General features: G+C 48.3%; 19 protein-coding genes. 13 read left to right on the top strand and 6 right to left on the bottom strand.

Annotation, left to right across the window (positions count from 1 at the left end):
• The 11 genes from OGY19_RS13065 to OGY19_RS13015 form a co-directional block, all read left to right on the top strand.
• Positions 1–63, top strand: a 63-nt coding sequence (locus tag OGY19_RS13065; RefSeq protein WP_071603212.1) for an IS1 family transposase, incomplete at its 5' end; no start/stop codon positions are given.
• Between the two features lie 102 nt (positions 64–165).
• Complete coding sequence (locus OGY19_RS13060) at positions 166–957, top strand: hypothetical protein (RefSeq protein ID WP_286596591.1); 792 nt, start codon at positions 166–168, stop codon at positions 955–957.
• Between the two features lie 90 nt (positions 958–1,047).
• On the top strand, positions 1,048–1,911 hold the full coding sequence (locus tag OGY19_RS13055) for a GTPase family protein (RefSeq protein WP_101743940.1): 864 nt from the start codon (positions 1,048–1,050) through the stop codon (positions 1,909–1,911).
• An 89-nt stretch (positions 1,912–2,000) separates the two neighbouring features.
• Positions 2,001–2,828: a DUF932 domain-containing protein gene (locus OGY19_RS13050; protein ID WP_047738083.1), complete on the top strand. Its 828-nt coding sequence runs from the start codon at positions 2,001–2,003 to the stop codon at positions 2,826–2,828.
• 226 nt (positions 2,829–3,054) lie between these two features.
• A complete protein-coding gene (locus OGY19_RS13045; protein ID WP_047738081.1) occupies positions 3,055–3,741 on the top strand; it encodes a WYL domain-containing protein in 687 nt (228 codons plus the stop codon).
• 45 nt (positions 3,742–3,786) lie between these two features.
• Entirely contained in the window at positions 3,787–6,630 is a 2,844-nt protein-coding gene (locus OGY19_RS13040) for an Ag43/Cah family autotransporter adhesin (RefSeq protein WP_286596588.1), read from the top strand.
• 140 nt (positions 6,631–6,770) lie between these two features.
• Complete coding sequence (locus OGY19_RS13035; RefSeq protein WP_279266231.1) at positions 6,771–7,235, top strand: antirestriction protein; 465 nt, start codon at positions 6,771–6,773, stop codon at positions 7,233–7,235.
• A gap of 8 nt (positions 7,236–7,243) precedes the next feature.
• Positions 7,244–7,726: a RadC family protein gene (gene radC, locus OGY19_RS13030; protein ID WP_114263374.1), complete on the top strand. Its 483-nt coding sequence runs from the start codon at positions 7,244–7,246 to the stop codon at positions 7,724–7,726.
• Positions 7,727–7,734: 8 nt separating this feature from the next.
• A complete protein-coding gene (locus tag OGY19_RS13025; protein WP_279266230.1) occupies positions 7,735–7,956 on the top strand; it encodes a DUF987 domain-containing protein in 222 nt (73 codons plus the stop codon).
• Between the two features lie 18 nt (positions 7,957–7,974).
• Positions 7,975–8,295, top strand: a complete 321-nt coding sequence (locus tag OGY19_RS13020) for a type IV toxin-antitoxin system YeeU family antitoxin (protein WP_114263375.1) — start codon at positions 7,975–7,977, stop codon at positions 8,293–8,295.
• Between the two features lie 20 nt (positions 8,296–8,315).
• The gene (locus OGY19_RS13015; RefSeq protein ID WP_114263376.1) at positions 8,316–8,657 is read left to right on the top strand and encodes a TA system toxin CbtA family protein; all 342 of its coding nucleotides are present in this window, start codon (positions 8,316–8,318) and stop codon (positions 8,655–8,657) included.
• Positions 8,658–8,791: 134 nt separating this feature from the next.
• Here OGY19_RS13015 and OGY19_RS13010 read toward each other — a convergent pair whose 3' ends face one another.
• Together OGY19_RS13010 and OGY19_RS13005 are read right to left on the bottom strand one after the other, a co-directional pair.
• Positions 8,792–9,436 carry a hypothetical protein gene (locus OGY19_RS13010; RefSeq protein ID WP_279266229.1) on the bottom strand — a complete coding sequence of 215 codons (645 nt, stop codon included), beginning with the start codon at positions 9,434–9,436 and terminating at the stop codon, positions 8,792–8,794.
• Positions 9,437–9,768: 332 nt separating this feature from the next.
• A complete protein-coding gene (locus tag OGY19_RS13005) occupies positions 9,769–10,641 on the bottom strand; it encodes a phosphorothioated DNA-binding restriction endonuclease (protein ID WP_115601057.1) in 873 nt (290 codons plus the stop codon).
• 196 nt (positions 10,642–10,837) lie between these two features.
• Between OGY19_RS13005 and OGY19_RS13000 the strand changes: the two genes are divergently transcribed.
• On the top strand, positions 10,838–11,164 hold the full coding sequence (locus OGY19_RS13000) for a DUF1493 family protein (protein ID WP_115601056.1): 327 nt from the start codon (positions 10,838–10,840) through the stop codon (positions 11,162–11,164).
• A 218-nt stretch (positions 11,165–11,382) separates the two neighbouring features.
• On the opposite strand, the gene OGY19_RS12995 is transcribed toward OGY19_RS13000, so the two are convergent.
• The 4 genes from OGY19_RS12995 to symE all read right to left on the bottom strand — a co-directional run bounded on the left by OGY19_RS12995 (position 11,383) and on the right by symE (position 13,499).
• On the bottom strand, positions 11,383–11,862 hold the full coding sequence (locus OGY19_RS12995; protein WP_199946147.1) for an Hcp family type VI secretion system effector: 480 nt from the start codon (positions 11,860–11,862) through the stop codon (positions 11,383–11,385).
• Positions 11,863–11,864: 2 nt separating this feature from the next.
• A complete protein-coding gene (locus tag OGY19_RS12990; protein WP_061067144.1) occupies positions 11,865–12,212 on the bottom strand; it encodes a hypothetical protein in 348 nt (115 codons plus the stop codon).
• A 1-nt stretch (position 12,213) separates the two neighbouring features.
• Positions 12,214–12,888 (bottom strand): Ssp6 family T6SS pore-forming effector, encoded by a 675-nt coding sequence (locus OGY19_RS12985; RefSeq protein WP_115601055.1) that lies wholly within the window; start codon positions 12,886–12,888, stop codon positions 12,214–12,216.
• Positions 12,889–13,136: 248 nt separating this feature from the next.
• A complete protein-coding gene (gene symE, locus OGY19_RS12980; protein WP_005134143.1) occupies positions 13,137–13,499 on the bottom strand; it encodes an endoribonuclease SymE in 363 nt (120 codons plus the stop codon).
• A 778-nt stretch (positions 13,500–14,277) separates the two neighbouring features.
• Here symE and OGY19_RS12975 point away from each other — a divergent pair.
• Positions 14,278–15,648, top strand: a complete 1,371-nt coding sequence (locus OGY19_RS12975) for a tyrosine phenol-lyase (protein WP_061067147.1) — start codon at positions 14,278–14,280, stop codon at positions 15,646–15,648.
• Positions 15,649–15,827: the final 179 nt, after the last annotated feature.

Genomic DNA, 15,827 nt, shown 5'->3' with positions numbered 1-15,827 from the left:
AAATCGGTGGAGCTGCATGACAAAGTCATCGGGCATTATCTGAACATAAAACACTATCAATAAGTTGGAGTCATTACCTTATTTTTGTACTTTAAATTAAAGAAATTCGAGGTTGATATTCCTCCTGAGTCGTCCGAAGCAAATCTTGCAAACTATGAAAAGAGAGTGCGCAATTTATTATTGAGTGGGAATAAAGGTTCCGAAAGAGAAGTAGATACTTTTATCAATAACACCCGGGTTGAGGCTAAAAAAGAGATTCCATGTGAAGATGAGCTTGAATGGTTCACCACAGACTCCAGGGCTAGTTATTGGTTACTTTGTAAAACAGATCAAGATCACGTTACCGCGGGTTATGCACCCTATAAAAACACTTTCCCTGTTCAGGCAGGAAATTCTCTGTTAAATGAACCATTCACTTTAGGATTCGATATTCCGCCGGTCCATAATCTTCGGGTGCGGCTTATCAAAGATAAAGTTGTAAGAAGCATTTCTGAAGGAAATACCAGACAATACATCCTAAAATTACATAATGAGTGGAATGAATTGATCACAAAGAGAAATTTATTTTCTGATGTTAATGGGAAGGCAGGGGTGACCATTGACTGGTTGCTGAACTATTTGCAGGAAAACAATATTACCTTGCAAAAGTATCGGCATGCTGAAGGAACAGAAGAAAAAATCGCATACTGTTATGCGTCATATTTTATCTGGCGTGAGGATGTTTTTAGAACTGAAGCAGAAAGAGAACTATTCATAAGGAAATTTAAAAGTGCATTGAGCACACAGAAAAGCCGAGAGAAGAAGCGTGCAGATAAAAATAAAGCCCTTAACGTGATCATTTCTCAGGAGACTCATGATAAGCTTCGTGATATATCTGTGAGAGAAGGGATCTCAAATGCCAGAGTTATTGAATATGCTATTCATCTGGCATGGAGGCAAAAATTGAATCCACGCTGAATGTTTTTTTGGATATATATCATCCCCATGAAGGATTCAAAAAGGCAGCCATGTAAGCTGCCTTTTTATTATCAATAAGAGGGGGGTGTTATGAAAAATAAATACGGTTATTCTTCTTTGCTAAAGCCGGTATCTGGATTACCTGAATGGGTTACTGAGCATTTATTGCAACAAATAAGACAGATAACTGAGTATGAACCGGTTATAGGTATTATGGGTAAAACGGGAGCAGGCAAAAGTAGCCTTTGCAATGCCCTGTTTGCTGGTGAGGTATCTCCTGTCAGCGATGTGGTAGCCTGCACCCGGGAACCTCTGCGCTTTCGCCTTCAGGTTGGCGAGCGCGTTATGACGTTGGTAGACTTGCCCGGCGTAGGGGAAAGTAGTGCACGCGATAGCGAGTATGACGGGCTGTACCGTGATCAGCTTCCCCGGCTCGACCTGGTGCTGTGGCTGATCAAGGCCGATGATCGGGCGCTGGCGGTGGATGAGCATTTTTATCATCAGATAATTGGTGAGTCGTACCGGCATAAGGTGCTGTTTGTTATTAGTCAGTCGGACAAGACCGAACCCACTAGCGGTGGCGGTTACTTATCCACAGAGCAGAAGCAAAACATTAGCCGTAAAATTTGCCTGCTGCATGAATTGTTCCAGCCTGTTCATCCTGTATGTGCCGTATCGGTCCGGGCTAAGTGGGGATTACGAACAATGGCGGAGAGAATGATTCGCTGCCTGCCGCGCGAGGCCAGCAGCCCGGTGGTCGCGCAACTGCAGTCTCCCTTTCGCACAACAGTAGTCCAGGAAAAAGCGCGCGTTGATTTTGGTGAAACTATCGGTGCGGTGCTGGATACGGTGAGTACTTTCCCGCTGATACCGACTCCGGTGCGGACCATCATTCAGGCCATGCGCACCACCGTGGTATCAGTGGCCCGTGCTGTCTGGGATTTCTTCTTCTGAGCGTTTAATTCCAACCTGTTATTCCATGAGCCCTGTCGCCTGTGCGGCAGGGCTTTCTATTATTGTTTTCCGTTATGAGGAGTCTGCTTATGACCCGTCTGGCTTCGCGCTTTGGCGCAGCAAATCTTATCCGTCGTGACCGTCCGTTAACCCGCGAAGAACTGTTTCGTGTGGTGCCCAGCGTTTTCAGCCAGGACAAACACGAATCCCGCAGCGAACGTTATACCTATATTCCAACTATCTCCCTGCTGGACAGCCTGCAGCGCGAAGGTTTTCAGCCATTCTTTGCCTGTCAGACCCGCGTGCGTGACCCGGGGCGTCGGGAACACACCAGGCACATGCTTCGCCTGCGGCGGGAGGGGCAAATTACAGGTAAACAGGTGCCGGAAATCATTCTGCTTAACTCTCATGATGGCACCAGTTCGTATCAAATGCTGCCGGGATTATTTCGTGCGGTGTGTCAGAACGGGCTTGTCTGCGGTGAGTCGTTTGGTGAGGTGAGGGTACCACATAAAGGTGATGTGGTGAGTCAGGTGATTGAAGGGGCTTATGAAGTGCTTGGGATTTTTGATCGGGTGGAAGAGAAACGCGATGCCATGCAGTCTCTGATGCTACCGCCACCTGCGCAGCAGGCACTTGCGAAAGCAGCGCTTACGTATCGCTTTGGTGAGGACCACCAGCCTGTTACTGAATCGCAGATACTCTCCCCACGCCGCTGGCAGGATGAGAGCAATGATCTGTGGACCACTTATCAGCGTGTACAGGAAAACCTGATTAAGGGCGGGCTTAGTGGACGCAATGCTAAAGGCGGACGAACGCATACCCGTGCGGTGCGTGGCATTGACGGGGACGTAAAACTCAACCGTGCGCTGTGGGTGATGGCGGAAACGATGTTGTCACAGTTTCAGTCTGTTTAAATTCAGGTTCTGCATCTGAAAAGTTAATGCCTCGTTAAAGAATGACATGCCCTGTCAATTCACCTCTTCTTGTGTTGCTGATTAATTGAACAAAAACCCCGGCTTACCCAGTGATCAGTGGCTTCCTGTCCATCGAAAAATAGTTATTGCCCCGGACATACCCTGTCAGACCCCTTCTTTAGAATCATAACCCTTTCAGTCAGTTAACTCGTATGGAGAAATGATAATGACACAGACAGAGCGCCGCCACGACAGGCTGGCGATCAGGCTGTCGCTGATTATCAGTCGCCTCGTCGCAGGTGAAACGCTGGATATGCGCAGGCTGACCGCAGAGTTTGGTGTATCTGCACGTACTCTGTACCGCGATTTTCGTGAACGGCTGATGTATCTGGATCTTGAATGTAGCAACGGTTGTTACCGCCTGCGGACGGGGGTGAGTGGTGCGCAGGCCGAGCTGGATGTGCTGACCTTCGCTCACCGTACAGGTGTAGCCGATCTGTTTCCGGGGCTGGACCGTCGACTGGTCAGCCTGCTGCTGAACTGCAACGACGCGCCCTGTCTGGCGGGTGAAGCTGTGGGTATAACCAGCCCGTCAGCGTCACTGTCATTCTATCGTCTGGTCAAAGCCATTACCGCCTGCTATCGCGTCACGCTGCTTGCTGACGGACAGCGTTGCGAACGGCTGGCACCGTATCGGCTGATGATGCAGGAAGGTCACTGGTACCTGATCGCTGAATATCAGGAGCGCCCGGCTGTTTTCACCCTGAATGAAATCCATGTGGTACAGCCCACAACGGAGATATTCAGACGTAACGAGAGGCTCTGGCGGATGGCAGAGAATACCGGTTTTGCCCGGGCTCTGCCGCATTTCCGCTGCATCCAGCAGTCGCTGAATGCATTTACCTCACCCTGAGAGTGGATGCTGGCTTTTTTATTTACACACAACAAGGTTAATACGATGAAGCGAAATCTGAATACCAGTTATCGGCTGGTCTGGAACGAAGTTCTTGGCGCATTTGTGGTTGTTTCAGAACTGGCAAAAGCAAAAGGAAAGCGTACTGGCGCAGTACTCACACTGGCCGTTGCCGGACTGTCCTCTGGTACAGCACTGGCGGCAGAGACCTCCGTACCTGTCGGAGAGACGGCTGACGGGGTGGTTATCATCAACAACGACACGCAGCTGGTTTACGGGCAGGCGAATAACACCACCATTAACACGGGCCTGGAGTATGGCAGCGATGATGAAGATAACAACCAGGGCGGCCAGTTCGTACAGGATGGTGGCGTAGCAAACCACACCAGCATAAACAGTAACGGTCTTCAGGCGGTGCTTGCAGGCGGCAGTGCCAGCGATACAACGATAAATTCCGGTGGTGGTCAAAGCGTACACGGTCAGTCTTCCGGTACGGTACTGAACGGTGGCGAGCAATGGGTACATTCCGGCGGGGTTGCCACCGGTACCGTCATTAATGAAGGCGGTTATCAGCTGATTAAAGAAGGTGCTCAGGCAATTGGCACCGTCGTGAATACCGGCGCACAGGGGGGGCCGGATGCGGAAAACAGCGACGGGATGTTTGTTTCTGGTACCGCAACAAATACAACCATCAATGAAAATGGCCGCCAGGTTGTTTTCGAGCAAGGGACCGTCGTCGCTACGACGGTGAATGCTGGCGGTGACCAGAGCGTTCATGGCAGTGCAGAAAATACCACGCTAAATGGCGGCTATCAGTACGTTCATTCCGGTGCGGCAGCAACGGATACCATCATCAACAACGGTGGCTGGCAGGTAGTTAAGGACGGCGCTCAGGTCAGCGATACCACGGTCAATAACAGCGGCAGACTCAGCGTGGTGGCGGGTGGCAAAGCCTCAGATGTCATTATTAATGCCGGTGGAGCGCTGGTGACAAATACGGCTGCGGATGTGTCCGGCACCAACCGGCTAGGCAGCTTCAGTGTTGATTCGGTTTCCGGTAACGCAAGCAATGTGGTGCTGGAAAATGGGGGGCGACTGGATGTCCTCACTGACAATGCCGCAGACACAACAATGGTCGATAAGGGCGGTGTGCTGGCGGTTAACAACGGCGGAACGGCGACAAACGTGACCATAAATGAGGGCGGTGCCCTGATTGCCGACAGCGGTTCAACGGTCAGCGGTACAAACGCGCATGGTGAATTCAGTATTGATGCTGCATCTGGCAAAGCCAGTGGGCTCTGGTTGGAAAACGGCGGTCACTTTAGCGTTAAATCCGGTGCGATAGCGGAAAATACCGCCGTTGGCAGCGGCGGCGAGCTGAGTGTGGGAAATGGCGGTGGGCTGGCCGGAACCACCAGCCTGGCTGAGCATGCAAACCTGACGATTACGGGGGATGTCATCAGTACCGGCACCATTGAAAATGCCGGTACGATAACCTTCGCGCCTGAGCAAAGCGATGCCGCCAGAACTCGCCTGTTTGCTGCTCCCTCTGATATTACCTTTACTCCCCGCAAGCTCACCACGACAAACCTTGTCGGCCAGGGTGGCACCATTAACATGAGCATTAATCTGGCTAACCCAGACTTCCCGGCTGATATGCTGGTTATTGATGGCGGGCAGGCAACGGGTAAAACCTGGCTGAATTTCACCAATGCCGGTGATGCGGGGCTGGGTCTCGCTACCATGGGGGACGGTATCAAAGTAGTGGATGCGATTAACGGTGCCACGACGGATGCCGGGGCCTTTGAGCTTGGCAGCAAGCTGCAGGCAGGTGCGTATAACTACATCCTGAACCACGGTGCTGCGGATGAAAACTGGTATCTGACCAGCGAAGCTGGTTATCGTGCTGAAGTTGCGCTTTATGCTTCGCTGTTTGCGCAGAGCATGGACTATGACCGCGTACTGGCAGGCAGCTACAACCAGCGCAGTGCGGTCAAAGGTGGCAGCAAAGTCTGGGGGCGCATCCAGGGCGGTCATATGGGACATGAAAATAACGGCGGAATTGCGCAGGGTGCGATACCGGAAAGCAGCGGCAGCTACGGCTTTGTACAACTGGGCAGCGACTTGCTGAGCAGCTCTTTGCTGAAAGCCGGTGTGTATGGTGCAGCGGGACATTCTTCAGTTGATATAAAAGACGATGACCGCTCCCGTGCCGGGAGTGCCCGTGATGATGTGTACAGCCTGGGCGGTTATCTGACCGCCGTGCATGCCGCCAGCGGCCTGTGGACAGATGTGGTGGCTCAGGGCTCCCGTCATAACCTGAAAGCGACGTCTGATGCAGACAGTTTCGCTACCCACGGCTGGGGCTGGCTGGGTTCGCTGGAAACGGGCCTGCCGTTCAGTGTGACCAGTGGCCTGATACTGGAGCCGCAGCTTCAGTATATCTGGCAGGGGCTGTTTCTGAATAACGGCCATGACAATGGCGGCTACGTGAACTTCGGTGACGGTAGCGCACAGCATATTCGCGCCGGTTTTCGCTTCGGTAGCCAGTCGGAGATGGCCTTCGGTAACGGCACTTCCACACAAGCAGGTTCTGGCGACAGCATGAAACACAGCGTAAGTGAACTGCCGGTTAACTGGTGGGTTCGTCCATCTGTTATTCGCACCTTCAGCTCAGACGGCGATCTGAGCATGGGAACGGCCACGGCGGGAAGTAATGTTACCTTTACCCCGTCTCAGGATGGCACAGCGGTTGATCTCCAGGCGGGTATCGATACACTTATCCGCCAGAACGTGACGCTTGGTATTCAGGGAGGCTATACCCGTAGCGTCAGCGGTAACAGCGCTGACGGTTACAACGGGCAGGCCACACTGAAAGTCGCTTTCTGATAGCACGGCCCACTAAAACAGAGATAACCACTCTCATTCGGCCCCTGTTGCTTATGCAGCAGGGGCTTTTTGTTTTTAACGTTATGTAATCAACTTCACGCCAGCGCACAGTCGCTGGCTTTTTATTTCGGAGAAACATCATGAACTCATTAAATAGCAATAGCGTTACGCCCTTGCAGGAACAATCGCCAGCGACAGGTATTACCGCCTCTGTTGTACCCGATCGTCAGCGGCTCTCATTCTGGCCGACACACTTTGGTTCCATTCCGCAGTGGACAATCTTGGAGCCCCGCATTTTCGCCTGGATGGACCGCTTCTGTGATGAGTACAGCGGTGGTATCTGGTCCTTTTACATGCTCAGCAATGGCGGAGCGTTTATGGCCCCTGATGATGACAGTGACGATAAATGGCATCTGTTCAACGGTATGAACGGCAATGGTGCGGAAATGAGCACGGAAGCCGCAGGTATCGCTGTCTGCCTCATTGAATACAGCTATCACGCCTGTCGCACCGAATGTGATGCCATGACTGAGCACTATTACCGCCTGCGGGATTACGCCCTGCAGCACCCTGAATCCAGCGTCATTCTGAGCATTATTGATTGAGGATACACATGATGGAACAGTCACTTACCCCACCGGCTTCGGTACTCCCACTAGCCGCGCAACGCACGGTAAAACGCGCCTTAACGCTGCTTGACCGCCACCTGCGCGAAACAGGAGTGGCATTCACCTCCACTCAGGCTGCCCGTGACTGGCTGAAACTGAAAATGGCGGGACTGGAGCGCGAAGAGTTTATGGCGCTGTACCTGAACCAGCAGAACCAGTTGATTGCCCACGAAACCCTGTTTGCCGGTTCCATTAGCAGCACTGAGGTACATCCCCGTGAGGTGGTCAAACGCGCTCTTTATTTCAATGCGGCAGCAGTGATACTGGCGCATAACCACCCTTCCGGCGACACCACACCCAGTCAGGCTGACAAAGCTGTCACGCAGCGTCTGGTGCAGGCGCTCCAGCTCGTTGATATCCGTGTGCCTGACCACCTTATCGTTGGTGGCACGCAGATATTGTCGTTCGCTGAACATGGTCTGCTTTGAGGTATTACATGAAAATTATCAGTAAACGCCGGGCGATGACGATTTACCGTCAGCAACCGGCCTCCCGCATTTTTCGATACTGCACTGGCAGATACCAGTGGCACGGCAGTGTCTGTCATTACACCGGTAAGGTGGTTCCTGACATTCCCGGCGTGCTGGCTGTATACGCTGAACGCCGCCAGGACCGCAACGGACCTTATGCCTGTCTGATGAGTATCACCCTGAACTGACAATAAAGGAGAAGCCCGATGAGAAGTCATGTCACATGGGGACTGCAGCGGGATATCACGCCACGCCTTGGAGCCCGTCTGGTGCAGGAGGGGAACCGGCTGCATTATCTGGCTGACCGGGCCAGCATCACCGGTAAATTCAGTGACGCCGAATGTCTTAAGCTGGATGTGGTATTTCCGCATTTTATCAGTCAGATGGAATCGATGCTGACCACTGGTGAAATGAATCCTCGGCATGCCCACTGCGTCACCCTTTACCACAACGGTTTTACCTGCGAAGCCGACACCCTTGGCAGTTGCGGCTACGTATACATCGCAGTTTATCCCACTCAACGCTAACTAATTTCACGAGAGCAAGTATGAAAACTCTACCTGCTACAATTTCGCGGGCGGCGAAGCCCTGTCTGTCGCCAGTGGCTGTCTGGCAAATGTTACTGACACGCCTGCTGGAACAACACTATGGCCTGACACTGAACGACACGCCGTTCAGTGATGAAACTGTTATTAAGGAATATATTGATGCTGGTATCAGTCTGGCTAATGCTGTTAACTTTCTGGTGGAGAAGTACGAACTGGTTCGTATCGATCGCAGAGGATTTAGCTGGCAGGAACAATCACCTTATCTTCTGGCGGTAGATATCCTGCAAGCACGACAGGCAATTGGTTTATTGCGACGAAGTCTTAATGATGCTGTTTTGTGAGAGTTCTGAGCAGTTTTTTTGACTTAAAGCATCAGTCTTCACCCAATTTATAAAATATACATAGCACCTGCCAATAGTGGCAGGTGCTATGTATTTATAAAGCATAGTTTATATCCTATAAAACATAGCTGGCTTTAAGGGTATTTGTTATTGAGAATTGAGCTGAAATCCTCTTTACTAGCTTCAGCCCCAATGGTTGGTGGAGTATATGCGTTCAGTTTTTTACTGATGCTAAATATCTTGAGGGTACAGGATAACACCCAAAACCATGGGATTAGCGCAGCCAAGGTGACAGTCAAGAAAAGAATAAATTGACTGACATCCTCACGTGAGTAGCTTTCAATTACCTCTGAACCCATAATGGTCAGTATAACAATCAGCATGAGTGGCAGATCCCACTTTAAATGGCTGTGGGGATATATCTTGCCATCGTCGATGTTATATAACCCCGGCCACCGTAATATTGCCTTTAACGATTGAATATATATTTGTGAGTGGCTAGAGTGAAAAGCCACTAGCCTGTAAGATAAATCTCGATCTCTATGTAGACCTAATGATAGTAAGCGAAATTGTTGTTCAGCCATATCTAGTGGATCTGAAGATGCTGCTTTTGATTGTCTTAGCCATTTGACAGCTTCGATCTGCTCTAAAGGGGAAAGAGAAAAGAAATCTCTTCGACTGAAGTGTGTATACTTTTTCACTATTGAGGCGAGAATGGCAAGGATAACACTTGCGATAACTGGGATACTAAGAAAATCTTTTAACATTGTAAACATCATCTTTCTCTTCTCAACCTTAAATTTACTGAAGATAACATATTGATTTGTTTACAGGAGCACTTTTCTGCCGGAGTAAGATAGAAAGCATTAGCATTGTTGTGGAAGTGCTAGTTGTTGGTTTGTTATTGGAAAGGAAAATGTTCCTAGCTGAAACTATTCTATCGAGTATAATCGCTACATCGTCGGTGAGATGATTCAGGAGTTTTGTGACTACGCTGATTTTCGAAGGGAAACAGTTGAGTATACATGTAAGTATATAACATCAATTATCTATATATTAATCGCTTAAAATTCAGATGATTAACTTAGAAAGGCGAGTCCGGCCTTCGCACTCACCCTCTAAACACCTCCTTCCTGTGCCACTCCACAAACCCTTCTTTTGGGTAATTCTCGCGCATCATCGGCAGCGCTATCGATTTACCGTCGAAATCCCAGAACAGTCTGCCCACCATGCCGCTGCCATTCACTGCGGGAGATACCTGAATCCGCATACGCTCATCCAGCCCAATCGAACCTTTATCAAAGGCTTTATGGTGGATTGCGCACAGCGCCAGGCCGTTTGAAGTCTCGCACGGGCCGCCGTGCTGTTTCCATTTGATATGGGCAGCTTCTAACGCAACTGAAGTGCTATCGTGGCGCATATTGAAGCCACAAATGGCGCATTCGTAGTTATAGGCACGCAGAACCTGCTGGCGGAAAAATGGGTCCCGATGTTTGCGGATTTGCAGGATATCAAATCCCAGTTCATCCGCGATCTCTTCCTGAATGCTTTCGGTGAAGTGCGCCTCGAGGATTTGCTGGGCCAGGGAATTAATGAGGTTTTTGCTCTTTTTCAGCAGGGCAAAATGTTGTTCATCAAAACCTCCGGCAACGTTGTGCGTTACCAGTTCCCCGGCAGGGGGCTGCTTGCTGCTACCGGATGTTGAACAGTGCTCGGCGTTTTGTAGCTCCCAGAACCCATCTCCCTGTAAGCGCCAGAAAGGCATATCCGGGCGGTATTGCGCGCGCTGTGGCCCAAATCGCTCCAGCAGGCTTTGCAACGGGTCGCGAACTTCCGAACCGTAGTCAAACAGGCGACCATGTCCCTGCTGATAACCTGCCAGCACATGAAGCAGCAGCAGAGGCTTGTGCGGAGCACGCTGCTCGCCTTTACGCCAGATGGTGATGTCGGCAATTGCCTGTTGCAGGGTTTTACTGGAAGTCATTGATTTCATTATCGGGTAAATAATTGCGATGATGCTCGCAAAATATCACCTGATCAAGCAAAGACGGGTAGATGCGCTATCAACGTCACTTTTATGTTTTCTGAAAAACACATACGCCATGGCGGTTACCGTTCCCAGAACTGGAGACGCAGGAGTACGATAAGTAAGCAAATTATTGCATATCGAAGGATCTTCGATGGTGACGAATAACGAGGTGTTGGAATTTTTTCGGGGGGAGTTATCTCTCGCAGTAACGTTTATTTTCAAGCCTATCCCGATTGAACTCGATACGCCGTTGCAAGGTTACGCTGAATGGGATGAATTACCGTATGCCATTGATGATTTTAGAGAGAAATATAACGTTGATGTTTCAGTCATTGATTTCGAGGCCTATTACCCGTGGGAAAGAGAAGCGATCTATCGAAAGTGGTTTACCAACGAAACCATCAAACAAGTGTCAAAACCGCTTACTGTGCGAATGTTTGCAGAGTCAGCCAGAGCAGGTCACTGGTTGTATGATTGACTGTATGCTTACAGAGGACACTGGCGCAATTAGATGTTGATTGCATCGGCAAAGTCTGGGTAATGGTTATACGACTAATAATGGCAGTATCAGTTTGCTCAAAAGTTTTGGTGGTGTATCTCACTGTTTATTAGAGAGGAATGACCTCGTTTGTTCATAAAACGTATGCTTTCACCACCAGCACATTTTTTCTGTGCTGGTGAAATACTCAATGGCAGTTACGAAATTACTCTGTGATTCCAGGCATCCTTATAAATGATATTTCCATCGCAGTGCTTCCATGTAATAGCCTCATATCTTAGCTGAATAGTTTCATTGTGGGTTCCTGTTCCCGAACCGGGGAATAAATTTGGTGTGATTCCTGTCACTTTTATATTTTCTAAAATGATATTAAAATATTCACTTTCAATACCAACCTCCAGAATTTGATACATTTTTATTGTGGCTGATTTTAATGTCTGGCTTTCACTTAACGCTTTATACAAAAGGGGCGTTGTTTTATCAAACTCCTTCTGTATTGTAATCGGCGCGTGCACACGCGTTCCTGTCAGTCTACCTGTATTCCCATCTACAGGGACAGACAGGTGATGAGTGACTGCTTTCAGTTCAATAGCACCAATGCGTCCAGCGACTTGTGAGCTTCCCATTACGGGGGAGCCATTTGCATCGGTTAACCACAGATAGGCTGGGTTTGACATGATTAGTCCTTATCTATATTTATACGGGAAGGGAAATAAAGCATGATGAGAATCCAAACGAATGTTCCAATAATTTTTATGGGCCAGGGTTCAAGAAAAGCGAAACAGGCGAGGCCCCCTGCGATTAGCAATGGACCGGATAATAGATCAAGAACTCCCCCCATCAGGTGTATCTTTGTTGGTAAGAACCTATTGGCTATAAAGGCGATAATATAAGCACTTCCAACGATGATAATAATGGCAAGGATTTTATCCTGCCATGAATCGAATTCGATGAGAGAAATTAAACAAAGGGTGGCAACATACCCACAAAACAATGAGTTTATTATTAGGGTGATAAGTTTTTTCATGTTACCAGTCCTTAGACTTACCGTTTAAATGTTCTCCCACTAACTCAATTATTTTTATAAAAGTAGATTTGCCTTCTGTATATCCAGCATGTATAGCATCAACGAAAGGTTGTACTGCATCAATGAAAAGGAAATAAAGAAGATCGTAGTCATGAGGTCTTAATAACTCGTATATCTCGGGTGCATCTGTACTGAGGCCATCCGATGTCCTGATAGAACGTTCGGTCATACCTCCCAATAAAAGGAAGGTGCTTAACAGTGTTATGGGATTACCTTTACCCTTAAAGACAACATAAGTGAAAGATGTTTTTTCGATAACGGCTTTCGCAATGTTTGAGGCGATTGTATTTGCAATAATCCTTCCTGCTATAGATGTAATAACGACTCTGTATATTTTATCTTGTGCCTGTTCGGATAAGAAATTGTTAAAAAGATGAAAGATGCGAGAAACAGCATTGACGATATTCTCATAATTTAGAATGTCATTTTTTATGGCTGTCATTATGCGAATACGTTCTGTTTCTCGTTTAAATCTGCTGTCTGTATCAAAGACACCGTAAATCATATATCCATAATCTAAAGGAACAGACAGGCCACCATTGATAAGTCCTGTGACTGTATCAGGTGAAATGATAATGTTATAGATCCTTCTTGCAATGCCTTCTATATCGGCCATGGCAATCCTTTAATAAAATAAGATGGCTAGAAATGAAAGCATGTAAATAACAAAAATAGATGGTGAAATAGTTGACCTGAGTAACAGTTTCTCAAATAACATTAAGAATATCGACATTGGTTATTAATTAGAGATATTAATTCTTGAGCTAAATATTCTAGTGCTGATATAAAAAATCACATGAAAATGCTTCCTCAATAAAGGCGCCCACAGGCGCCTCAATTACAATTACAATGACAATCACACTCTCACCCCTTCAACGCTTTCCCCGCAATCACCCCGATAAACTCCAGTACCTGCTTTTGCTTGCGCGCAGAGAGCTTTTCCACGGCGCGCAGGGATTTCATTAGTTCTGACTCTTCGGGTTCGGCGGCGCGGGCGGTTAATACGATGCAGCCTTGCATTACCCGCACATCAACGTCGGTGCCGGTGTCGAATCCGGCGGCTTTCAGCCACTGGCCCTTCATCACAATTGACGGAAACCGAACGTACTTCACCGGAATACGGCTGTAATCGGGATAACGGCTCGCATAACCCACCTTCAGGCGACGGTTATCTGCGGCGTGGACTTCTGGATCAAATGAAACTGCAATACAATGCGTATCAGTCATGGTGACTATTCTCCTTTAATAGTTACTGCGATCAGCGATGCATTGGTGCGCCAACACCTTTGCATCGCGCTAATAAAACCCCTGTAAATGACGCCAGTAAACTGGGGAAAGTCCAGATGTAAATAATATGAAATAAGCGCGAATAGCACGCTTTCGGAATAAATAGAAAACGCCTTCATCCCAATAAACCCGGTATTATTCACCGTATAAATCCATTCACCTCCAGTCTGCTAAATACCTGCCATTTCCAGAAAACAACGCCTGTCGGCATCTGGCCAAAAATGCGATCTAACTCACTGAAGCAAATAGTAAACTCTGAAACAACACCGTTTTGTACACTTTGCTTTACACTTTTGGTGATGTGAATCACAAATATAAGTCCGTGAAGTGATCCGACTCTCACAAAATGGGGTGTACTCATTCACGAATACATTATGCGCACAGCCTGGAAAGTTAAGTTTTCAGTATTTCCCCCCTCAGTGGGCGCACTACCGCGAATGGCAAATCGAAACGCAAAAAAAAACTTGTTGAATATTAACGGGTAAAAAAATGACGTGTGATTTGCATCACTCACATTTACAGCTTTTTAAATTATTGCCAGTGATTAATGTTGACCGGACTATTTCCATAATCAATTAAATCTTGCATAGTGCCTCCACATTATTTCACCCCCTGTGTCAGGCGGCGAATAGTTATATTTCATCAATCTCTGTTGATGAATACGATATGCTTTACTTCACATTAATACGTACACGACCACTGTTACTGGAGAAACAAAATGAATTATCCGGCAGAACCCTTCCGTATTAAAAGCGTTGAAACTGTATCTATGATCCCGCGTGATGAACGCCTGATAAAAATGCAAGAAGCGGGTTACAATACTTTCCTGTTAAATTCGAAAGATATCTATATTGACCTGCTGACAGACAGCGGCACCAACGCCATGAGCGACAAGCAGTGGGCCGGAATGATGATGGGTGATGAAGCCTACGCGGGCAGCGAAAACTTCTACCATCTGGAAAGAACCGTGCAGGAACTGTTCGGCTTTAAACATATTGTTCCGACTCACCAGGGGCGTGGCGCAGAAAACCTGTTATCGCAGTTGGCTATTAAACCTGGGCAATATGTTGCCGGGAATATGTATTTCACCACCACCCGTTATCACCAGGAAAAAAATGGTGCGGTGTTTGTCGATATCGTTCGTGACGAAGCGCACGATGCCGGTCTGAATATTGCGTTTAAAGGTGATATCGATCTTAAAAAATTACAAAAGCTGATTGATGAAAAAGGCGCAGAAAATATTGCGTATATCTGCCTGGCGGTGACGGTTAACCTCGCAGGCGGGCAGCCGGTCTCGATGGCCAACATGCGTGCGGTGCGTGAACTGACAGAAGCGCACGGCATTAAAGTGTTCTACGACGCCACCCGCTGCGTGGAAAACGCCTACTTTATCAAAGAGCAAGAGCAGGGCTTTGAGAACAAGAGCATCGCCGAGATCGTGCATGAGATGTTCAGCTACGCCGACGGTTGTACCATGAGTGGTAAAAAAGACTGTCTGGTGAACATCGGCGGTTTCCTGTGCATGAACGATGACGAAATGTTCTCTTCTGCCAAAGAGTTAGTCGTGGTCTACGAAGGGATGCCATCTTACGGCGGCCTGGCCGGACGTGATATGGAAGCCATGGCGATTGGCCTGCGCGAAGCCATGCAATACGAATATATTGAGCACCGCGTGAAGCAGGTTCGCTACCTGGGCGATAAGCTGAAAGCCGCTGGCGTACCGATTGTTGAACCGGTAGGCGGTCACGCGGTATTCCTCGATGCGCGTCGCTTCTGCGAGCATCTGACGCAGGACGAGTTCCCGGCGCAAAGCCTGGCGGCGAGCATTTATGTGGAAACTGGTGTGCGCAGTATGGAACGCGGAATAATCTCTGCAGGCCGTAATAACGTGACCGGCGAGCACCACAGACCGAAACTGGAAACCGTGCGTCTGACTATTCCACGTCGTGTTTATACCTACGCACATATGGATGTCGTAGCTGACGGTATTATTAAACTTTACCAGCACAAAGAAGATATTCGCGGGCTGAAGTTTATTTACGAGCCGAAGCAGTTGCGTTTCTTTACTGCACGCTTTGATTACATCTAAAAATAGTTATGGCCCCATCACCTGATGGGGCTTTTTTGTATTCCTTTTCCATGAACAGGAAGCCTTTGCGGTGCCCGTTACCGTGACATAACTAAAAAAAAGTAAACCCTGACTCCGACATTTTTATTATCCGCATGATGTACAAATGACAGCTGTAATTATAACGAATAGTCTACAGG

Origin of the sequence: Citrobacter sp. Cy070 (genome assembly GCF_030332245.1) — a bacterium.
In the GTDB taxonomy this organism is placed as follows: domain Bacteria; phylum Pseudomonadota; class Gammaproteobacteria; order Enterobacterales; family Enterobacteriaceae; genus Citrobacter; species Citrobacter youngae.
Note: the sequence above shows the minus strand (reverse complement) of the source record. Positions and strands in the feature narration are given on the sequence as shown.